Annotated in this window: 15 protein-coding genes and 1 pseudogene; 5 read left to right on the forward strand and 11 right to left on the reverse strand. The window is 68.9% G+C overall.

Annotated elements, in window-relative coordinates; all coding sequences use genetic code 11:
• Positions 1–71 precede the first annotated feature (71 nt).
• The 5 genes and pseudogenes from Q4F04_RS16025 to Q4F04_RS10960 all read right to left on the reverse strand — a co-directional run.
• Positions 72–779, reverse strand: a pseudogene (locus tag Q4F04_RS16025) (cytochrome c1); the annotation flags it as partial.
• A 1,044-nt stretch (positions 780–1,823) separates the two neighbouring features.
• Positions 1,824–3,149 carry a cytochrome b gene (gene petB / locus Q4F04_RS10945; RefSeq protein WP_303369865.1) on the reverse strand — a complete coding sequence of 442 codons (1,326 nt, stop codon included), beginning with the start codon at positions 3,147–3,149 and terminating at the stop codon, positions 1,824–1,826.
• Positions 3,150–3,160: 11 nt separating this feature from the next.
• Positions 3,161–3,733: a ubiquinol-cytochrome c reductase iron-sulfur subunit gene (gene petA, locus Q4F04_RS10950; protein WP_303369866.1), complete on the reverse strand. Its 573-nt coding sequence runs from the start codon at positions 3,731–3,733 to the stop codon at positions 3,161–3,163.
• 198 nt (positions 3,734–3,931) lie between these two features.
• Positions 3,932–4,612, reverse strand: a complete 681-nt coding sequence (locus Q4F04_RS10955; RefSeq protein ID WP_303369867.1) for a hypothetical protein — start codon at positions 4,610–4,612, stop codon at positions 3,932–3,934.
• 102 nt (positions 4,613–4,714) lie between these two features.
• Positions 4,715–6,262 (reverse strand): MORN repeat-containing protein, encoded by a 1,548-nt coding sequence (locus Q4F04_RS10960; protein ID WP_303369868.1) that lies wholly within the window; start codon positions 6,260–6,262, stop codon positions 4,715–4,717.
• A gap of 157 nt (positions 6,263–6,419) precedes the next feature.
• On the opposite strand from Q4F04_RS10960, the gene Q4F04_RS10965 reads away from it, so the two are divergent.
• From Q4F04_RS10965 to Q4F04_RS10975, 3 genes are read left to right on the forward strand one after another with little or no spacing between them, the layout of a single operon-like run.
• Positions 6,420–8,081 carry an NAD+ synthase gene (locus Q4F04_RS10965; RefSeq protein ID WP_303369869.1) on the forward strand — a complete coding sequence of 554 codons (1,662 nt, stop codon included), beginning with the start codon at positions 6,420–6,422 and terminating at the stop codon, positions 8,079–8,081.
• 51 nt (positions 8,082–8,132) lie between these two features.
• On the forward strand, positions 8,133–8,417 hold the full coding sequence (locus Q4F04_RS10970; protein WP_303369870.1) for a type II toxin-antitoxin system Phd/YefM family antitoxin: 285 nt from the start codon (positions 8,133–8,135) through the stop codon (positions 8,415–8,417).
• On the forward strand, positions 8,414–8,800 hold the full coding sequence (locus tag Q4F04_RS10975) for a type II toxin-antitoxin system VapC family toxin (protein ID WP_303369871.1): 387 nt from the start codon (positions 8,414–8,416) through the stop codon (positions 8,798–8,800). The genes Q4F04_RS10970 and Q4F04_RS10975 overlap by 4 nt, the downstream gene beginning before the upstream one ends.
• A 178-nt stretch (positions 8,801–8,978) precedes the next feature.
• Here Q4F04_RS10975 and pncB read toward each other — a convergent pair whose 3' ends face one another.
• Together pncB and pncA are read right to left on the reverse strand one after the other, a co-directional pair.
• Positions 8,979–10,286, reverse strand: coding sequence for a nicotinate phosphoribosyltransferase (pncB, locus tag Q4F04_RS10980; protein WP_303369872.1), 1,308 nt, complete (start codon positions 10,284–10,286; stop codon positions 8,979–8,981).
• On the reverse strand, positions 10,283–10,876 hold the full coding sequence (gene pncA / locus Q4F04_RS10985) for a bifunctional nicotinamidase/pyrazinamidase (RefSeq protein WP_303369873.1): 594 nt from the start codon (positions 10,874–10,876) through the stop codon (positions 10,283–10,285). The genes pncB and pncA overlap by 4 nt, the downstream gene beginning before the upstream one ends.
• A gap of 179 nt (positions 10,877–11,055) precedes the next feature.
• Between pncA and Q4F04_RS10990 the strand changes: the two genes are divergently transcribed.
• Complete coding sequence (locus tag Q4F04_RS10990) at positions 11,056–12,648, forward strand: SLC13 family permease (RefSeq protein WP_303369874.1); 1,593 nt, start codon at positions 11,056–11,058, stop codon at positions 12,646–12,648.
• Between the two features lie 46 nt (positions 12,649–12,694).
• Positions 12,695–13,582 (forward strand): rhodanese-related sulfurtransferase, encoded by an 888-nt coding sequence (locus Q4F04_RS10995; protein WP_303369875.1) that lies wholly within the window; start codon positions 12,695–12,697, stop codon positions 13,580–13,582.
• 6 nt (positions 13,583–13,588) lie between these two features.
• On the opposite strand, the gene Q4F04_RS11000 is transcribed toward Q4F04_RS10995, so the two are convergent.
• The 4 genes from Q4F04_RS11000 to Q4F04_RS11015 all read right to left on the reverse strand — a co-directional run.
• A complete protein-coding gene (locus Q4F04_RS11000; RefSeq protein WP_303369876.1) occupies positions 13,589–13,864 on the reverse strand; it encodes a type II toxin-antitoxin system RelE/ParE family toxin in 276 nt (91 codons plus the stop codon).
• Between the two features lie 2 nt (positions 13,865–13,866).
• Complete coding sequence (locus Q4F04_RS11005; RefSeq protein ID WP_303369877.1) at positions 13,867–14,112, reverse strand: type II toxin-antitoxin system ParD family antitoxin; 246 nt, start codon at positions 14,110–14,112, stop codon at positions 13,867–13,869.
• A gap of 41 nt (positions 14,113–14,153) precedes the next feature.
• Positions 14,154–14,669: a hypothetical protein gene (locus Q4F04_RS11010; RefSeq protein ID WP_303369878.1), complete on the reverse strand. Its 516-nt coding sequence runs from the start codon at positions 14,667–14,669 to the stop codon at positions 14,154–14,156.
• On the reverse strand, positions 14,666–16,099 hold a 1,434-nt coding region (locus tag Q4F04_RS11015; RefSeq protein WP_303369879.1), incomplete at its 5' end, for a phosphate acyltransferase. The genes Q4F04_RS11010 and Q4F04_RS11015, both read right to left, overlap by 4 nt.

Below are 16,099 nucleotides of genomic sequence, written 5' to 3' on the forward strand. Positions count from 1 at the left end.
GTTGCGCCTTCGCGGCAAAGGAAAACGCGCCCCCCGGAAGGGGCGCGTTCCGTCAGTCCTGAAGCCTCGCGTCAGCGGCCGTCGCCGGGCCGGTCCTCGCGGTGCTTGAGCGGCCACCACAGGCGCTTGTTGGTCAGGAACAGCAGCACCGTCAGCACGACCAGGAACAGCACCGAGACAAGGCCCGCCTGCTTGCGCTCCATCATCTTGGGCTCGGCGGTCCACATGAGGAAGGCCGCGAGGTCCTTGGCGATGCTGTCGAGGTCGGTCGGAGAGCCGTCCTCGAAGGTCACGGCGTCGTCCGACAGCGGCGGCGCCATCGAGATCCAGCCGCCGGCAAAGGCGCTGTTGCCGTAAAGGAAGGTGCCGGCCTGCTCCATCTCCTCGCCGGTGTAGCCGGTCAGGATCGAGTAGATGTATTCCGGCCCGCCCATGCCGTTGACAAGCTGGCTGAGGCCGGTGCCGTAGGGCCCGTGGAAGCCCGCCCGGGCCTTGGCCATCAGCGACAGGTCCGGGCCCATGCCCTCGCCCACGACCGTGGGAAAGTGGTCGGTGGGGATGCGGGGGCGTTCCTCGCCGGTCTCGGCATCGACGACGAACATTTCGGCCGCATAGGCGCGGACCTGGTTGTCCGGCAGCCCCGGCCCGTTGGAATCGGACAGGGTGCGCAGGGGCACATACTGCAGGCCGTGGCAGCCCGCGCAAACCTCGGTGTAGACCTGAAGACCGCGCTGAAGCTGCATCTGGTCGAACTTGCCGAAGGGACCCTCGAAGCTGAAGGCGGCGTCCCGGATCTCCTGGTGGAAGGCGTGGGAATCGCCCCCGTCCGCGGCCACGTCGTGATCTGCCGGAACCTCGCCCTCGGGGGCTTCCTCGCCCGCAGGCTCGGTCGCGGCGGCGGCATCGGCATCGCCGCCCTCGGTCTGGACCTCGTCGGGGTTCTGGATGGCGGCAGGTGCCTCATCCGCAGGGGCAAGCTCGGCCTCGGCGGGCGCTTCCCCGGCGGGCGCTTCTTCGGCAGGCGCCTCGGCCTCGGCGGGCTCGGCGGTGGGCACGTCGGCGGGCGCGACATCCTCAGCGGGCGAGGGGGGCACGTCCGTGTCCGGCGCATCCGCCTGGACCGCGCCTTCCGCGGCGGGAACGGGCGCGGTCACCTGCGCCTCGGTCGCCGCGTCGGGCAGGCCGAAGCTGGGCGCGGCCGGGGGTTCGCCCGGCTCGGCCGTGGGCGTCGGGGTGATCACCTCGGTCCCCCGGTCCTCGACCACATCGGGCTCGGCGCCGGTCGGCTCGGGGATGTCCGCCGCCGGGGCGGGCTGGTCGGGCGTCGCGCGGTCATCCGTCGCGGCGTCGCCCGCGGGGCTGGCCGGCGTGGCAGTGCCGTCCTGGGTCTCGCCGTCTTCCGGCGTCACCGGGCCGGGGGTCACCCCGGTGGTGTCGGCCGTCTCGCCGGTCATCTCGCCCTGGCCGATCTGGCCGGTGCTGCCGGCGCGGGGCTGGCCCGTGCGCTGCTGCACCGGGCCGGTGCCGGTGGTGTCCATCGGCGCCGAGGTGCTGGGCAGGTCCGGGGTCGCCCCGGTGAAACCGATGGGCGGCTGCTGCGGGGCGACGCCTTCGGGGCGCGGCACGGTGCCGGTCGATTCGACCGCGGTGGTGCCGTCCTCCTGGCGGGTGACGGTGGTGCCCGGCCCCGAAGGGGCGGGCGCCGCGGTGCCGGGTTCGTTCAACGGCACCGTGATGGTCGTCTGGGCATTCGCCGCCATCCCGAGGGACAGAGCCGCGACCGCCGTGAGCGTGACGTTTCTCAGGGACATTCGCGTCTCTCCTTACTCGGCGGGGGTGGTCAGACGCTCGGAATGAGCGTTCCAGTCTTCTTCGATGGTGTTCGGGATCGGGGCCGGCCGTTCGATCACGCCCAGAAGCGGCAGGATCACCAGGAAATAGCCGAACCAGTAGGCCGAGCCCGCCAGCGCGATATAGGGATAGATCCCTTCCGCCGGCATCGCCCCCACCCAGGTGAGGATGACGAAGTCGATGGCCAGCAGCCAGAACCACCACTTGAACTGCGGCCGGTAGCGGCCCGAGCGGACCCGGCTGGTGTCAAGCCAGGGCGCCAGCGCCATCACGATGATCGCGCCGAACATCGCCAGCACGCCGAAGAACTTGGCGTCGATGATGCCGAAGCTGATCCAGTTGACGGCCATCACCACCCAGACGTCGGCGGTGAAGGCGCGCAGGATCGCGTAGAAGGGCAGGAAGTACCATTCCGGCACGATATGCGCGGGCGTCACCAGCGGGTTCGCCTCGATGTAGTTGTCCGGGTGCCCGAGGTAGTTCGGCATGAAGCCGACCACCGCGAAGAAGATCACCAGGATGAAGGCCATCGCCAGCAGGTCCTTGATGACGAAATAGGGCCAGAACGGGACGGTGTCGCGGTCGGCTTCCTCGCGCGAGGTGCGGCGCACCTCGACCCCGGTGGGGTTGTTGTTGCCGGTGGTGTGGAAGGCCCAGAAATGGACGATCACCAGCGCCGCGATCACGAAGGGCAGCAGGTAGTGCAGCGAGAAGAAACGGTTGAGCGTGGCGTTATCCACCGCAGGCCCGCCCAGCAGCCAGGTCTGGATCGTCGGGCCGACGCCGGGGATGGCGCCGAAGAGGCCGGTGATCACGGTCGCGCCCCAGAAGGACATCTGGCCCCAGGGCAGCACGTAGCCCATGAAGGCCGTCGCCATCATCGCGAGGTAGATCAGCATCCCGATGATGTAGGTGACCTCGCGCGGGGGCTTGTAGCTGCCGTAGTAGAAGTTGCGGAAGATGTGCAGGTAGACCGCGAAGAAGAACAGCGAGGCCCCGTTCGCGTGCAGGTAGCGCAGGAAATGGCCGCCGTTCACGTTGCGCATGATATGCTCGACGCTGGCGAAGGCCATGTCGACATGCGGGGTGTAGTGCATCGCAAGGACGATGCCGGTGACGATCTGCAGCACGAGGCAGAAGGTCAGGACGATCCCCCAGATCCACATCCAGTTGAGGTTCTTGGGCGTGGGCAGGGTGACGAAATCGACGACCAGGCGGACGATCGGCAGGCGCCGGTCGATCCAGCGCTCGGCCGAGGTCTTGGGTTCGTAGTCATCGGTCGGAATACCGGCGGACATCGTCGCGCTCCTCAGCCCAGCTTGATGGTGGTGTCGTCCAGGAAGGACGCAACGGGAATGGCCATGTTGGTCGGCGCGGGACCGCGGCGGATGCGGCCCGAGGCGTCGTAATGCGACCCGTGGCAGGGGCAGAACCAGCCCTGGTAGTCGCCCGCCCCGTCGCCGATCGGCACGCAGCCGAGGTGCGTGCAGACGCCGATCTGGACCAGCCAGCGGCCTTCCTCGTCCAGCGTGCGGTTCTCGTCGGCGGCGCTGGCGTCGGGGTTGTTGGCGTTCTGCGAGGTCGGGTCGATCAGCGCGGCGCCGTCGTCGGCGCGGGCGCGCTCGATCTCGTCGGCGGTGCGGTGGCGGATGAAGACCGGCTTGCCCAGCCATTTCACGGTCAGCTGCGTGCCCTCGGCGACCTCGGCGATGTCGACCTGGATCGAGGACAGGGCCTGCACGTCGGCCGAGGGGTTCATCTGGTTGATGAGGGTCCAGGCCGCTGCCCCGGCCGCGACCGCGCCGGCACCGGCTGTCGCGTAATAGAGGAAGTCCCTCCGGGTGGCGCCGTGGTCTCCTGCGTGGTCTTCAGCGTGGGACACGGTCAATCTCCAGTTCGGGGCCGACCTGCGGAGGCCGGGCCGATATGACGGGTCGGGCCGTCCATGGACAGCCCTCGCACGGGCGGTTCTAGCGGCACCGGCTGCGCCCGTCCAGCGGGCAGCGGCGCTTGCCCTGATGCATTTGGCCGCAGGTGTGGGATTTGTGACGCGGAAACGACGGCCGACGGGGGCTGCTATTCAGGCCCGGCGCGGCAGCCGGGCAGCCACGTCGCGCCTGAGGCGTTCCTGCGCCCGCGCGGCGGGCAAGCGAGCGATGGCAAGGGCCAGCAGCCACCAGGCGGCAAGCTCCAGCACCTCCTCGATCCGGCCGGCATGGCCGTCGAGGCCGTCCGGGATGACGATTCCCACGTCAAGCAGCTTGCGGTCCAGCCCGTCCAGCCCCTTGGCGACGACCACCATGACCATGGCCAGCAGGGTCGCGATGGCGGGGAACCGTCCCGCCCGCAACCCGCGCCACCAGCCCGGCCGGTTGCGGGCAAGGATGCGCCAGATGACCCAAAGCGAGAACAGGATGGCCGCCGCGCCCGTCAGCTTGAGCAGCAGCGGCGCGTCGCCGGTATAGGTCCGCAGCTTCAGAAGCCCGAAAGCGGTGAATCGCTTGTCGAAGTCCATCTCGCGCATCGCGAAAAGCACGAGGATCGCCGGGATCTGCCAGTCGCGCCAGCCCGCGCGGCCATGGACGACGAACCAGCAGACGGCCCCCTGCGCCAGAAGCAGGACCGAGACCGTCTCGACCGCCCCGCCTTCCTTGAAGAACTGCGCCGGCTCATCGGCCCGGAACCACCCGAAGACGAGCAGGACCAGGGCGGGGATGGTGACAAAGGCGATCAGGCGCTGCGACAGGGTCCAGCGGGGCATGGCACTCTCCGGCTGCAGAATTGCGGAGGTGTAGCAGAGGACCGGCGGGAAAGGCCAGCGCCGTTCACCCGCCCCGCAGGGCCGCGCGACGGCGCCGTGGGGTCATTCCCTGTCGGAAGGGGGGACCGCGGGGGCGTCCGCGGGGGCGGAACCGGGTTCGGTGCCCGCCGCGGCCGGGGACGGCGGGGCCGCGCCCGCCGGCTCGTCGGGCGGGGCGATGGAAGGCTCGGCGGGGACCGCCTCGGCGCCCGCCTCGGATTCCAGCCGGTCGTCGCGCCATTGCCCCTCGGTCACGCGGCCGCTGGCATAGCGCATGACGCCCATGCCCTGCCGCTTGCCGGCGACGAAGCTGCCCTCGTAGATATCGCCATTGGCGTAGGTCGCGACGCCCTCGCCGTCGATCTCTCCGGCCTTCCAGCCGCCCTCGTAGCGGAAGCCGTCGGGGGTCATCAGCACACCCTCGCCCTCGCGCAGCCCATTCGCGAAGCCGCCGCGATAGGTGGTGCCGTCGGGATAGGTGGCCGCGCCTTCGCCATGGCGCTGGCCGTCCTTCCAGGCGCCGGTGTAGACATAGCCGTCGGGGTGGGACATCGTGCCCAGCCCGTCGTTCTTCGCATCCCTGAAGCCGCCCTCGTAGTTCAGGCCGTTGGCATAGGTGGCCTTCCCCTGCCCCTCGATCACGCCCGCGACCCAGTCGCCGTCATAGGTGGCGCCGTCGGGATAGGTGATCTTGCCCCTGCCGTCCGGCTGGTCGGCCTTGAGCATGCCTTCGTAGACCGAGCCGTCGGGATACTGGATGCGGCCCTCGCCCTGCATCCGGCCATCGACCCAGCCGCCTTCGTAAAGATAGCCGTCGGTGCCGGTGAAGACGCCCTGCCCGTGGCGCTTGTCGGCGCGGAAGCCGCCCTCGTAGACATCGCCGTTGACGTAGGTGGCGCGGCCGTGGCCCTCGCGCCGGTTGGCGACCATGGTGCCTTCGTAGATGTCGCCCGAGGGCTGCACCAGCCGCCCCTGCCCTGACATCTGCCCCCCGGCCCAGCCGCCCTCGTAGACCAGCCCGTCCGGCATGGTCAGCTTGCCCTGGCCCGCGCGCATCCCGGCCAGCATCCCGCCTTCATAGATGGACCCATCGGGATAGGTGATCCGGCCCTGCCCTTCCCGCGCGCCCTGCACCCAGTCGCCGGCATAGCGGTAGCCATTGGGCTGGGTCAGCAGGCCCTTGCCGTGGTGCAGGGCCTTGTCGAAGCCGCCCTCGTAGGTCGAGCCATTGGCATAGGTGGCGCGGCCCTGCCCGGTGATCTCGCCCTCGGCCCAGTCGCCCTCATAGGTGCCGCCGTCGGCATAGGTGATCCGGCCCTTGCCATGGGGCTTGCCGTTCTCGAACCCGCCTTCGTAGACCGAGCCGTCGGGATAGGTGGCGCGGCCCTGCCCCCTGACCTCGCCGTCCACCCAGTCGCCCTCGTAGCTGTAGCCCGAGGGCAGCGTATAGGTGCCGCGCCCGTGCTGGCGGCCGTTGCGGAAGGTGCCCTCGTAGACGCCGCCGTCGTCATACTGCTTGGTGACGACCGCCTCGGCCTGCGCATGGGCCGGGGGCGCGCAAAGGGAAATCGCCAGACCGGCCAGCGCCGCGGCAAGGACTGCGGGTTTCATCGCCTGATGCCTTTCGTGGTCGCGGGTCTTCCGCCCGCCGTTCGCCGGCACCTGTAGCGCAGCGCGCACCGCCGCGCAAAGAGAGAGGGCGCGCGGGCATCTTCACCTTCCCCCGGCGCCGCCCTATCGTCCAGCGTGACATGACCGGAGAACCGCGATGACCGACCGCTTCCGCCTGACCATCGCGCAACTGAACGCCACGGTGGGCGACCTTGAGGGCAACGCCGCCAAGGCCCGCGCCGCCTGGGATCAGGCAAGGGCCGCGGGCGCGCAGATGCTGGCACTGCCCGAGATGTTCCTGACCGGCTACCAGACGCAGGACCTGGTGCTGAAGCCCGCCTTCCTGGACGACTGCATGCGGGTGGCCGAACGGCTGGCCGCCGACTGCGCCGACGGCCCCGCGCTTGGCATCGGCCTGCCCCTGCGGGTCGAGGGCAGGCTGCACAATGCATGGGTCGTGCTGCAGGACGGGCGGATCACGGCGCGGGTGCTGAAACACGAGCTGCCGCACAAGGAGCTGTTCGACGAATACCGCCTGTTCGATCCCGGTCCCATCAGCGGGCCGTTTTCGGTGGACGGCGTCCGCATCGGCAGCCCCATCTGCGAGGATGCCTGGTGGCCGGGCGTGTCCGAGACGCTGGCCGAGACGGGGGCCGAGATCCTCGTGGTGCCGAACGGCAGCCCTTATCACCGGAACAAGCTGGACCTGCGGATGGGCCACATGGTCGCCCGCGTGGTCGAGACGGGGCTGCCGCTGGTCTACCTGAACATGGTCGGGGGCCAGGACGACCAGGTCTATGACGGGGGAAGCTTCGTTCTGAACCCCGGCGGGCACAAGGTCGTCCAGCTTGCGCCCTTCGATGAGGCGGTGGCCCATATCGACTTCACCCGCACGCCCGAAGGCTGGAGGGCCGAGCGCGGCGAGATGGTCCCCCAGCCCGACGAATGGGAACAGGATTACCGCGCGATCTGCCTCGGCCTTGGCGACTATGTCCGCAAGTCGGGCTTCCGCAAGGTGCTGCTGGGCCTGTCGGGCGGCATCGATTCGGCGCTGGTCGCAGCCATCGCCGCCGATGCGCTGGGACCGGAGAACGTGCGCGGGGTGCGGCTGCCGTCCGGGTATTCCTCGCAAGGATCGCTGGACGATGCCGAGGAACTGGCGCGGCGGCTGGGCATCCGCATGGACACGGTCCCGATCAGCGGGCCGGTGGATGCGGTGACGCAGGCGCTGTCGGGGGTCATGGCCGGCACCGCGCCCGACCTGACCGAGGAGAACATCCAGTCCCGCCTGCGGGGCGTGCTGCTGATGGCGCTGTCCAACAAGTTCGGCGAGATGCTGCTGACCACCGGCAACAAGTCCGAGGTCGGCGTGGGCTATTCCACGATCTACGGCGACATGGCGGGCGGCTACAATCCGCTGAAGGACCTTTACAAGACACGGGTATTCCAGACCTGCCGCTGGCGGAACGAAAACCACCGCGACTGGATGCAGGCGCCGGCGGGCGAGGTGATCCCGCCGGTCATCATCGACAAGCCGCCCTCGGCCGAGCTGCGCCCGGACCAGACCGACCAGGACAGCCTGCCGCCCTATGAGGTGCTGGACGCCATCCTCACCGGGATGGTCGAGCGTGACGAGTCGATCGCCGATCTGGTGGCCGCGGGCCATGACCCCCAGACCGTGCGCCAGGTCGAGCGGCTGCTTTATACCAGCGAGTGGAAGCGGTATCAGGCCGCGCCGGGACCGCGCGTTTCGCCCCGGTCCTTCTGGCTCGACCGACGCTATCCGCTGGTCAACAGGTGGCGCGACCCGGCGGATTGAGTTCCGGCCCCGAGTGGACTAAGTTGGATTAGTCCACCAAGAGGTGCCGTCATGAAGACCGTGAACATGCACGAGGCCAAGACCCATCTTTCCCGCCTTGTCGAAGGCGTCGAGCAGGGCGAACCCTTCATCATCGCCCGCGCCGGCAAGCCGGTGGTCAAGGTGACGCTGGTCGAACAGCCTGCGCCGCGGCGCCTGGGCTTCATGCAGGGACAATTCGAGGTGCCGGACGATTTCGACGACATGATGGCCGATGAAATCCAGGCCATGTTCGAGGGCAAGTATGACGGCAGCGGGCTTTACGTCCCGCCCGACCAGCGGAAGCCAAAGGCGTGAACCTGCTGATCGACACGCATCTGCTGATCTGGGGTGCGGTCGCCGTCCAGAAGCTGCCTCCGGCGGCGGTGACGCTGATGAGCGACCCGGACAACCAGCTTCACTTCAGCATCGCCAGCCTGTGGGAGATCGCCATCAAGTTCGCCCAGGGCCGCGCCGATTTCACCGTCGATCCGTCGCCCTTCCGCGCCGGGCTGCTGGCCAACGGCTATCTGGAACTGCCGGTCGAGGGGCGGCATTGCCTGGCCATCCCCACCCTGCCGCCGGTGCATGGCGATCCCTTCGACCGGATGCTGGTCGCGCAGGCGATGGCCGAGGGGATGCAGCTTCTGACCGCCGACCGGCGCGTGGCGGAATATGGCGGGCCGGTGCGGATGGTGTGACCGGGTGACGAGGAAGGTGCGTGGGGACCACGCACCCTACGTCCATGTCCATGATTCTTTAGAAATGATAATCTCCACCGGCGCAAAATCCCTAGAAGCGTAGGGTGCGTGCTTGCACGCACCGTTCAGCCGCACAGGCGTCGCGGAGTTGTTCTGCACGCACTACTCCGCCGACCCCTCACACCACCAGATCGAACCGCTGCCCCTCGGTCGCGTCGAACACCTGCCGGTAGTGGCGGATCAGGTCCGCAGGGCCGGTTGCCTTTTCGGGGTTGTCCGACAGCTTGACCGTGGGCCGCCCGTTCGCGGCCGCCGCCTTGCAGACGAGGCTGAAGGGCGCGAGCCCGTCCCCCGGCACCAGCCCGCGGAAGTCGTTGGTCAGAAGCGTGCCCCAGCCGAAGCTGACCTTCACCCGCCCGTTGAAGCGGTGGAACAGCGCCGCGATCTCCTCGACGTCCAGCCCGTCCGAGAAGATCACCAGCTTCTGCGTCGGGTCCTCGCCGCGCGACTTCCACCATCGGATCGCATATTCCGTGACCGCCACCGGGTCGCCCGAATCGATGCGGATGCCCGTCCAGCCCGCCAGCCAGTCGGGCGCCTTGTCCAGAAAACCGGGCGTGCCGTAGGTGTCGGGCAGGATCACGCGCAGGTTGCCGTCGTGTTCCTCGTGCCAGTCTGCCAGCACGCGATAGGGGGCCTGCCGCAGTTCCTCGTCCGTCTCGGCCAGGGCGGCATAGACCATGGGCAGTTCATGGGCGTTGGTGCCGATCGCCTCGATGTCGCGGCGCTGGGCGATCAGGCAGTTCGAGGTGCCGGTGAACCGCTCGCCCAACCCCTCGATCATCGCCTGCACGCACCAGTCCTGCCACAGGAAGGAATGCCGCCGCCGCGTGCCGAAATCGGCGATGCGAAGATCGGGGCCGAGCGCCCGCAGCGCCTCGATCTTTTCCCAGATGCGGGTCATGGCGCGGGCGTAAAGCACCTGCAGCTCGAACCGGCCCATGTCCTTCAGCACGGCGCGGGACCGCAGTTCCATGATGATGGCCAGCGCCGGGATTTCCCACAGCATCACCTCGGGCCAGCGGCCCTCGAAGGTCAGCTCGTACTGGCCGTCGCGCTTTTCCAGGTGATAGGCGGGCAGGCGCAGGTTTTCCAGGAACTCCATGAAGTCGGGGCGGAACATCTGGCGCTTGCCGTAGAAGGTGTTGCCCCGCAGCCAGGTCGATTCCCCCCGCGTCAGCGTGACGCCGCGCACATGGTCAAGCTGCTCGCGCAGTTCGCCCTCGTCGATCAGGTCCGCCAGCCGGATGTCCCTGGACCGGTTGATCAGCCGGAAGGTCACGGACACCTCGGGCCGGTAGCGGAAGACCGACTGGCACATCAGAAGCTTGTAGAAGTCGGTGTCGATCAGCGAGCGGACGATCGGATCGATCTTCCACTTGTGGTTGTAGACACGGGTGGCGATGTCGATGGTCGGGATCATCATGCGATCGTGACTCCTGCCGCCTGCATGGCCGCCTGCGCCGCGTCGAGCGAGCCGTCAAGGTCGATGGCGCGGGTGGCCTTTTCGATCACGAAGGGCCGGAAGCCCAGCTTCGCCGCGTCGATGGCCGACCAGGCCACGCAGAAATCATGGGCGAGGCCCGTGAAATGCAGGTCCGTCAGGCCCCGCTCGCGCAGGTAGCCCGCCAGGCCCGTGGGTGTGGTCCGGTCGTTCTCGAAGAAGGCGGAATAGCTGTCGATGCCGGGGCGGAAGCCCTTGCGGATCACCAAGTCGGCCCGGGCGCTGTCCAGACCGGGATGGAACGCCGCGCCTTCCGAACCGATGACGCAGTGGCGCGGCCACAGCACTTGGTCGCCGTAAGGCATCCGCAGGGTGGAAAAGGCTTGCGCGCCCGGATGGTTGGCGGCGAAGCTGGAATGATTCCCGGGGTGCCAGTCCTGCGTCAGGATGACGGCGTCGAAGCCTTGCATCAGCGCGTTGACGGGGGCCACGATCTCGTCCCCGCCGACCACGGCAAGGGCGCCCCCCGGACAGAAATCGACTTGAAGATCAACCACGATCAGGGCGCGCATGTGATTTCCCCGCAAAGACGGCGAACCTTAGGAAGCGTTCCGGGTTGCGTCAACGTGAAGTGCCATCCCGCGGTCGTGAACGATCAGCCTTGCGCCAGGCGCATAGCCGCTGCGCGCTGGCATCTGGCTGCAAATCTACTTACCGCACCGCGAATCGTCTGAAGAGATGGAGGAGTTGCATGACCGACCATAGCCGGATGGAAACCGCGCGGGATTTCGAGGAGGACGGGCCCTCGGGGCGATCCGCCGGGGTGATGTGGTCCCTGCGGGCGCTGGGGGTGATCGTGGCCCTTGCGGTCTATGCGCTGCTCGGCTCGCAGCCCGACCTGCCGCCCGACGCCCGCATCGTCGCCACCGTCATGGCGCTGATGGCGATCTGGTGGATGACCGAGGCGGTCCCGCTGTCCGTCACCTCGCTCTTGCCCATCGTCCTGATCCCGATGCTGACCGACCGGACGGTGGCGCAGGCCACCACGCCTTATGCCAGTTCGGTCGTGTTCCTGTTCCTCGGCGGTTTCCTGATCGCCATCGCGATGGAGAAATGGAACCTGCACCTGCGCATCGCCCTGCTGACGCTGCGCCGCGTGGGGCTGTCGCCGCGCCGGATCGTGCTGGGGATGATGCTGGCCACCGCCTTTCTGTCGATGTGGGTGTCCAACACCGCGACCGCGCTGATGATGCTGCCCATCGCGACCTCGGTCCTGGCGCTCGTCCTGGCGCGCAGCGGCGGCAACACCGCCGCCCAGCAGCAGGCGCTGGACAGCGGCGCCACCATCGCCGAGGCGGTGGACGATCCGAACATCGCCCGCTTCGGCACCTGCCTCGTGCTGGCCGTCGGCTGGTCGGCCTCGATCGGGGGCCTCGGCACGCTGATCGGCAGCCCGCCCAATGCCATCGTCGCGGGCTATGCCTCGTCCGAACTGGGGCGCGAGATCGGCTTCCTGAACTGGATGCTGATCGGGATGCCGCTGGCCTTCGTCTTCGTCTTCATCGCCTGGTTCCTGATGACGCGGCTGCTCTACCGCTTCGACCTGCCCGCGATCCCCGGCGGGCGCGAGATGATCGACGACCAGATCCGCCAGCTCGGCCCGCTGTCGCAGGGCGAGCGGATGGTGCTGGCGGTTTTCGGCGGTGCCGCCTTCTTCTGGATCGTGCCGGGCATCCTGGGCTCGATCCCGGCGGTGAAGGCGGCGATGCCCTGGATCGGCGGCTTCGACGACACCGGCGTCGCCATCACGGCGGGGATCCTGCTGTTCATCCTGCCCGGACGCGGCCGGACGCAGATGGTGCTGGACTGGAAGGACGCCGAGGAAGGGCTGCCCTGGGGCGTGCTGCTGCTGTTCGGGGGCGGCCTGAGCCTTGCGTCGGCGGTGGGTTCGACCGGGCTTGACGCCTGGTTCGGCCAGCAGGTCACGGGGCTTGGAAACCTGCCGACCATCTGGCTGGTGGTCGCGGTCACGGCCATCGTGCTGCTCTTGACCGAAATCACCTCGAACACCGCGACCGCCGCCACCTTCATCCCGATCCTGGGGGGCGTGGCGCTGGGCATCGGGGTGGACCCGTTCCTGCTGCTGATCCCGGCGACGCTGGCCGCGACCTGCGCCTTCATGCTGCCAGTGGGCACGCCGCCCAACGCCATCGTCTTCGGCACCGGCAAGGTCACGATCGCCCAGATGGCGCGGGGGGGTGCGGTGATGAACCTGGTCGGCATCGTCCTGATCGTCGGCATCATGTATGTGCTGGGCGGGCTGGCCATGGGCATCGCCTTCTGATCCTGCCCGCTTGCCTTCGGGGGCGCGGCCGGTCTAGGCCGCGCCCATGTTCGTTGTGGCCGCCCTTTATCACTTTGCCCTCCTGCCCGATCCTTCGGCCCGGCGCGAGGACCTGCTGGCGCTGGCCCTCGCACAAGGCCTGCGCGGCACCCTGATCCTCGCGCGCGAGGGGATCAACGGCACCATCGCCGGGCCGCGTCCGGGGATCGAGGCGGTGCTGGCCCATGTCCGCGCATGGCCGGGGTTCGAGGCACTGGCGTGGAAGGAAAGCGCGGCGCAGGCGATGCCCTTCGGCCGCATGAAGGTCCGGGTGAAGCCCGAGATCGTGACCATGGGCCAGCCGCAGGTCGACCCTGTGGCCCATGTGGGCCGCCATGTCGCGCCCGCCGACTGGAACGCGGTCCTGCGCGACCCTGACACGGTGGTGATCGACACCCGCAACGATTACGAGGTCGCCATCGGCAGCTTCCGCGGGGCGGTGGACCCCGGCACCCGCAGCTTCCGCGAGTTCCCCGCGTGGTGGGCCGAGAACGCCGGGCGTTTCGCTGGAAAGCGCGTGGCGATGTTCTGCACCGGCGGCATCCGCTGCGAGAAATCGACCAGCTTCCTCGTGTCGCAGGGCGTGTCCGAGGTCGTCCACCTGCAGGGCGGCATCCTGAAATACCTTGAAGACGTGCCAAAGGACGAAAGCTTGTGGAACGGCGCCTGCTTCGTCTTCGACGGGCGCGTCAGCCTGACCCACGGGCTGGAACCCGGCGGCCATCTGCTGTGCCACGCCTGCCGCCGTCCGCTCGCGCCCGAGGACACTGGCCGCCCCGAATACGAGGAAGGCGTGCGGTGCCATCTTTGCGCGGACGAATATTCCGAGGCCGACCGGGCGCGCTTCCGCGAGCGGCAGAGGCAGGTGGCGCGGGGAGAGTTGTTCGCCGGTTGAGGCGGCTCAGTCTGTGAACCAGTCCTCGCGGTGGTGGCGGATGCGAAGGATGAAGGCCGTCCCGTCCGGCTCGATCTCCCAGAAGATGATGTGAGAGCCGGTCGCATGGATGCGCGGGGCGCCGGAGATTTCCGGCCTGACGGGGCCGAGGCGCGGGTTATCGCCAATATGGTCGAGCCGGGCGATATAGGCGTCCGCCTGCCGCGGGCCGAATTGCAGCAGCCCCTCCATGTAGATGCCCAGATAATCCTCTTCGGCGGGCGCGCTCAGCACATAACCCACGTTCAGCCGGCCTGCGCGATCCGGCGGCGTGCCTCGTCGCGCAGTTCCGCAAGGCTGCGCGTCCCCGGTCCCTGCTGGCGCGCCTCATCAATCAACGCCTGCATCCGGGCGATCTTCTCGGCCCTGATCTGGTCGCGGCGGATGAGATCGCGGATATAGTCGCTGCTGTTGGCATAGCGCCCGGATTCGGACTGTTGTTCCACCCAGTCCTTCATCTGGTCCGGCAGCGAGACGTTCATCGTGGCCATGGGGCCGCTCCTTTTGACAAGGATTGCCATGAACGGCTGCCTCAGTCCACCTGCGTGAACAGCGCCGCCCATTCCGGCGGCTCGGCGGTGGCGTCTTCGGCAAAGCGGACCATTCCGGCAAAGGCCGGATCATGGTGGAGGGTCGAGAAATACCAAGGGTCCGGCTCGATCCCGACGCGGCCCAGGGTGAAGCGGTCGGCGTCGAAGCAGGCGCCGATCAGCGGCTGGTCGCGGCGGGGCCTGCCGCCCTCGTGGTGAAAGCAGGCCTCGGCCACCAGCGCGGCGCGGTCGGCCCCCAGCAGGGCCAGCAGAACCTCGCTGGATTGCGCCACGCCCGCGGCGGCAGGGCCGTGGCGGGGGTCGCGGTGTTCCGTCACCCGGCGGCAGTCGTGCAGCACCGCGAAGGCCATGCAGATCGCGGGGTCCACGCGGCTGTCGCGGCGGGCCAGTTCCAGCCCGGTGGCGGCGACGGCGCGCCAGTGGACCTCGCCGTGATGGGGGGAATGGCGCAGGCGCGCGCCGGTTCGCGCCTGCGCCAGAAGGGCCTTCCAGCTCACGCCACCTGCCCCACCCGGCCCGCGGCCATCGCGGCCATGTTGAGGATGTCGTTGACGCTGGACCCCGTGCCGCAGATCTGGATGGGCTTCGGCACGCCGGTCAGGATCGGGCCGATCACCGTCGCGCCCGCCATTTCCTGCATCAGCCGGACGCTGATCGAGGCCGAATGGCGGGCCGGCATCACCAGCACGTTGGCCGGGCCGGTCAGGCGGCTGAAGGGATAGCGCGCCGCCTGTTCCGGGTTCAGCGCCACGTCGACCGTCATCTCGCCCTCGTATTCGAAATCGGCGCCCTGCGCGTCCAGAACCTTCGGCGCCTCGGCCATCTTGATGGCGCGCTCGCTGACCGGGTGGCCGAAGGTGGAAAAGGACAGGAAGGCCACGCGCGGCTCGATCCCCAGGGCGCGGGCGACATGGGCGCCGCGGGTGGCGATCAGGGCCAAGTCCTCGGCCTCGGGCCATTCATGGACCAGCGTGTCGCCGATCAGCACGATCCGGCCCTTGTGCAGCACGCCCGTGATGCCCACCGCCCCGTCTTCCGGGCGCAGGTCGAAGACCTGCCCGATCTGCGACAGGATGTGCGAGGCCTTGCGCGTGGCCCCCGTCACCAGCGCGTCGCCATGCCCATGCGCCAGCATCAGCGCGGCAAACACATGGCGGTCGCGGCGGGCGAGCTTCAGCGCATCCTCGCGGTCCACGCCCTGCCGCTGCAGCCGCTTGTAGAGCGCCTCGTGATAGGCGTTCAGATGCGGCGAGGTCAGGGCGCTGACGACCTCGATCTCGCGCACGGCGTCGGCCATGCCTTCGGCCGCCAGCTTCTCGGCCACGTCGGCTTCCCGCCCCACCACCAGCGCCCTGCCGAGGCCGCCGCGCTGCCATGCCACCGCCGCGCGCAGCACGCGCGGGTCGTCGCCTTCGGCGAAGATCATCCGCGCCTGCGCCTGCCGCGCCCGCGCGTGGATGCCCTGCAGGATCGAGGCGGTCGGGTCCATGCGCTGGCGCAGCGACTGGACATAACCCTCCATGTCGATGATGGGGCGGCGGGCGGCGCCGGTGTCCATCCCGGCCTTGGCCACGGCGGGCGGCACCACATGGATCAGCCGGGGGTCGAAGGGCGTCGGGATGATGTAGTCGCGCCCGAAGCTGAGCTTGCGCCCGTAGGCCACCGCCACCTCGTCGGGCACCTCGCGCCGGGCGAGTTCGGCCAGCGCGCGGGCGCAGGCGATCTTCATCTCGTCGTTGATCGCGCGGGCGTGGATGTCCAGCGCCCCCCGGAACAGGTAGGGGAAGCCCAGCACGTTGTTGACCTGGTTGGGGTAATCCGAGCGGCCCGTCGCCACGATGGCGTCGGGACGGACGGCATGGGCTTCCTCGGGCGTGATCTCGGGGTCGGGGTTGGCCATGGCGAAGATCACCGGGTTCGGGGCCAT

The organism is Paracoccus sp. (in: a-proteobacteria), from assembly GCF_030536915.1.
In the GTDB taxonomy this organism is placed as follows: Bacteria; Pseudomonadota; Alphaproteobacteria; order Rhodobacterales; family Rhodobacteraceae; genus Paracoccus.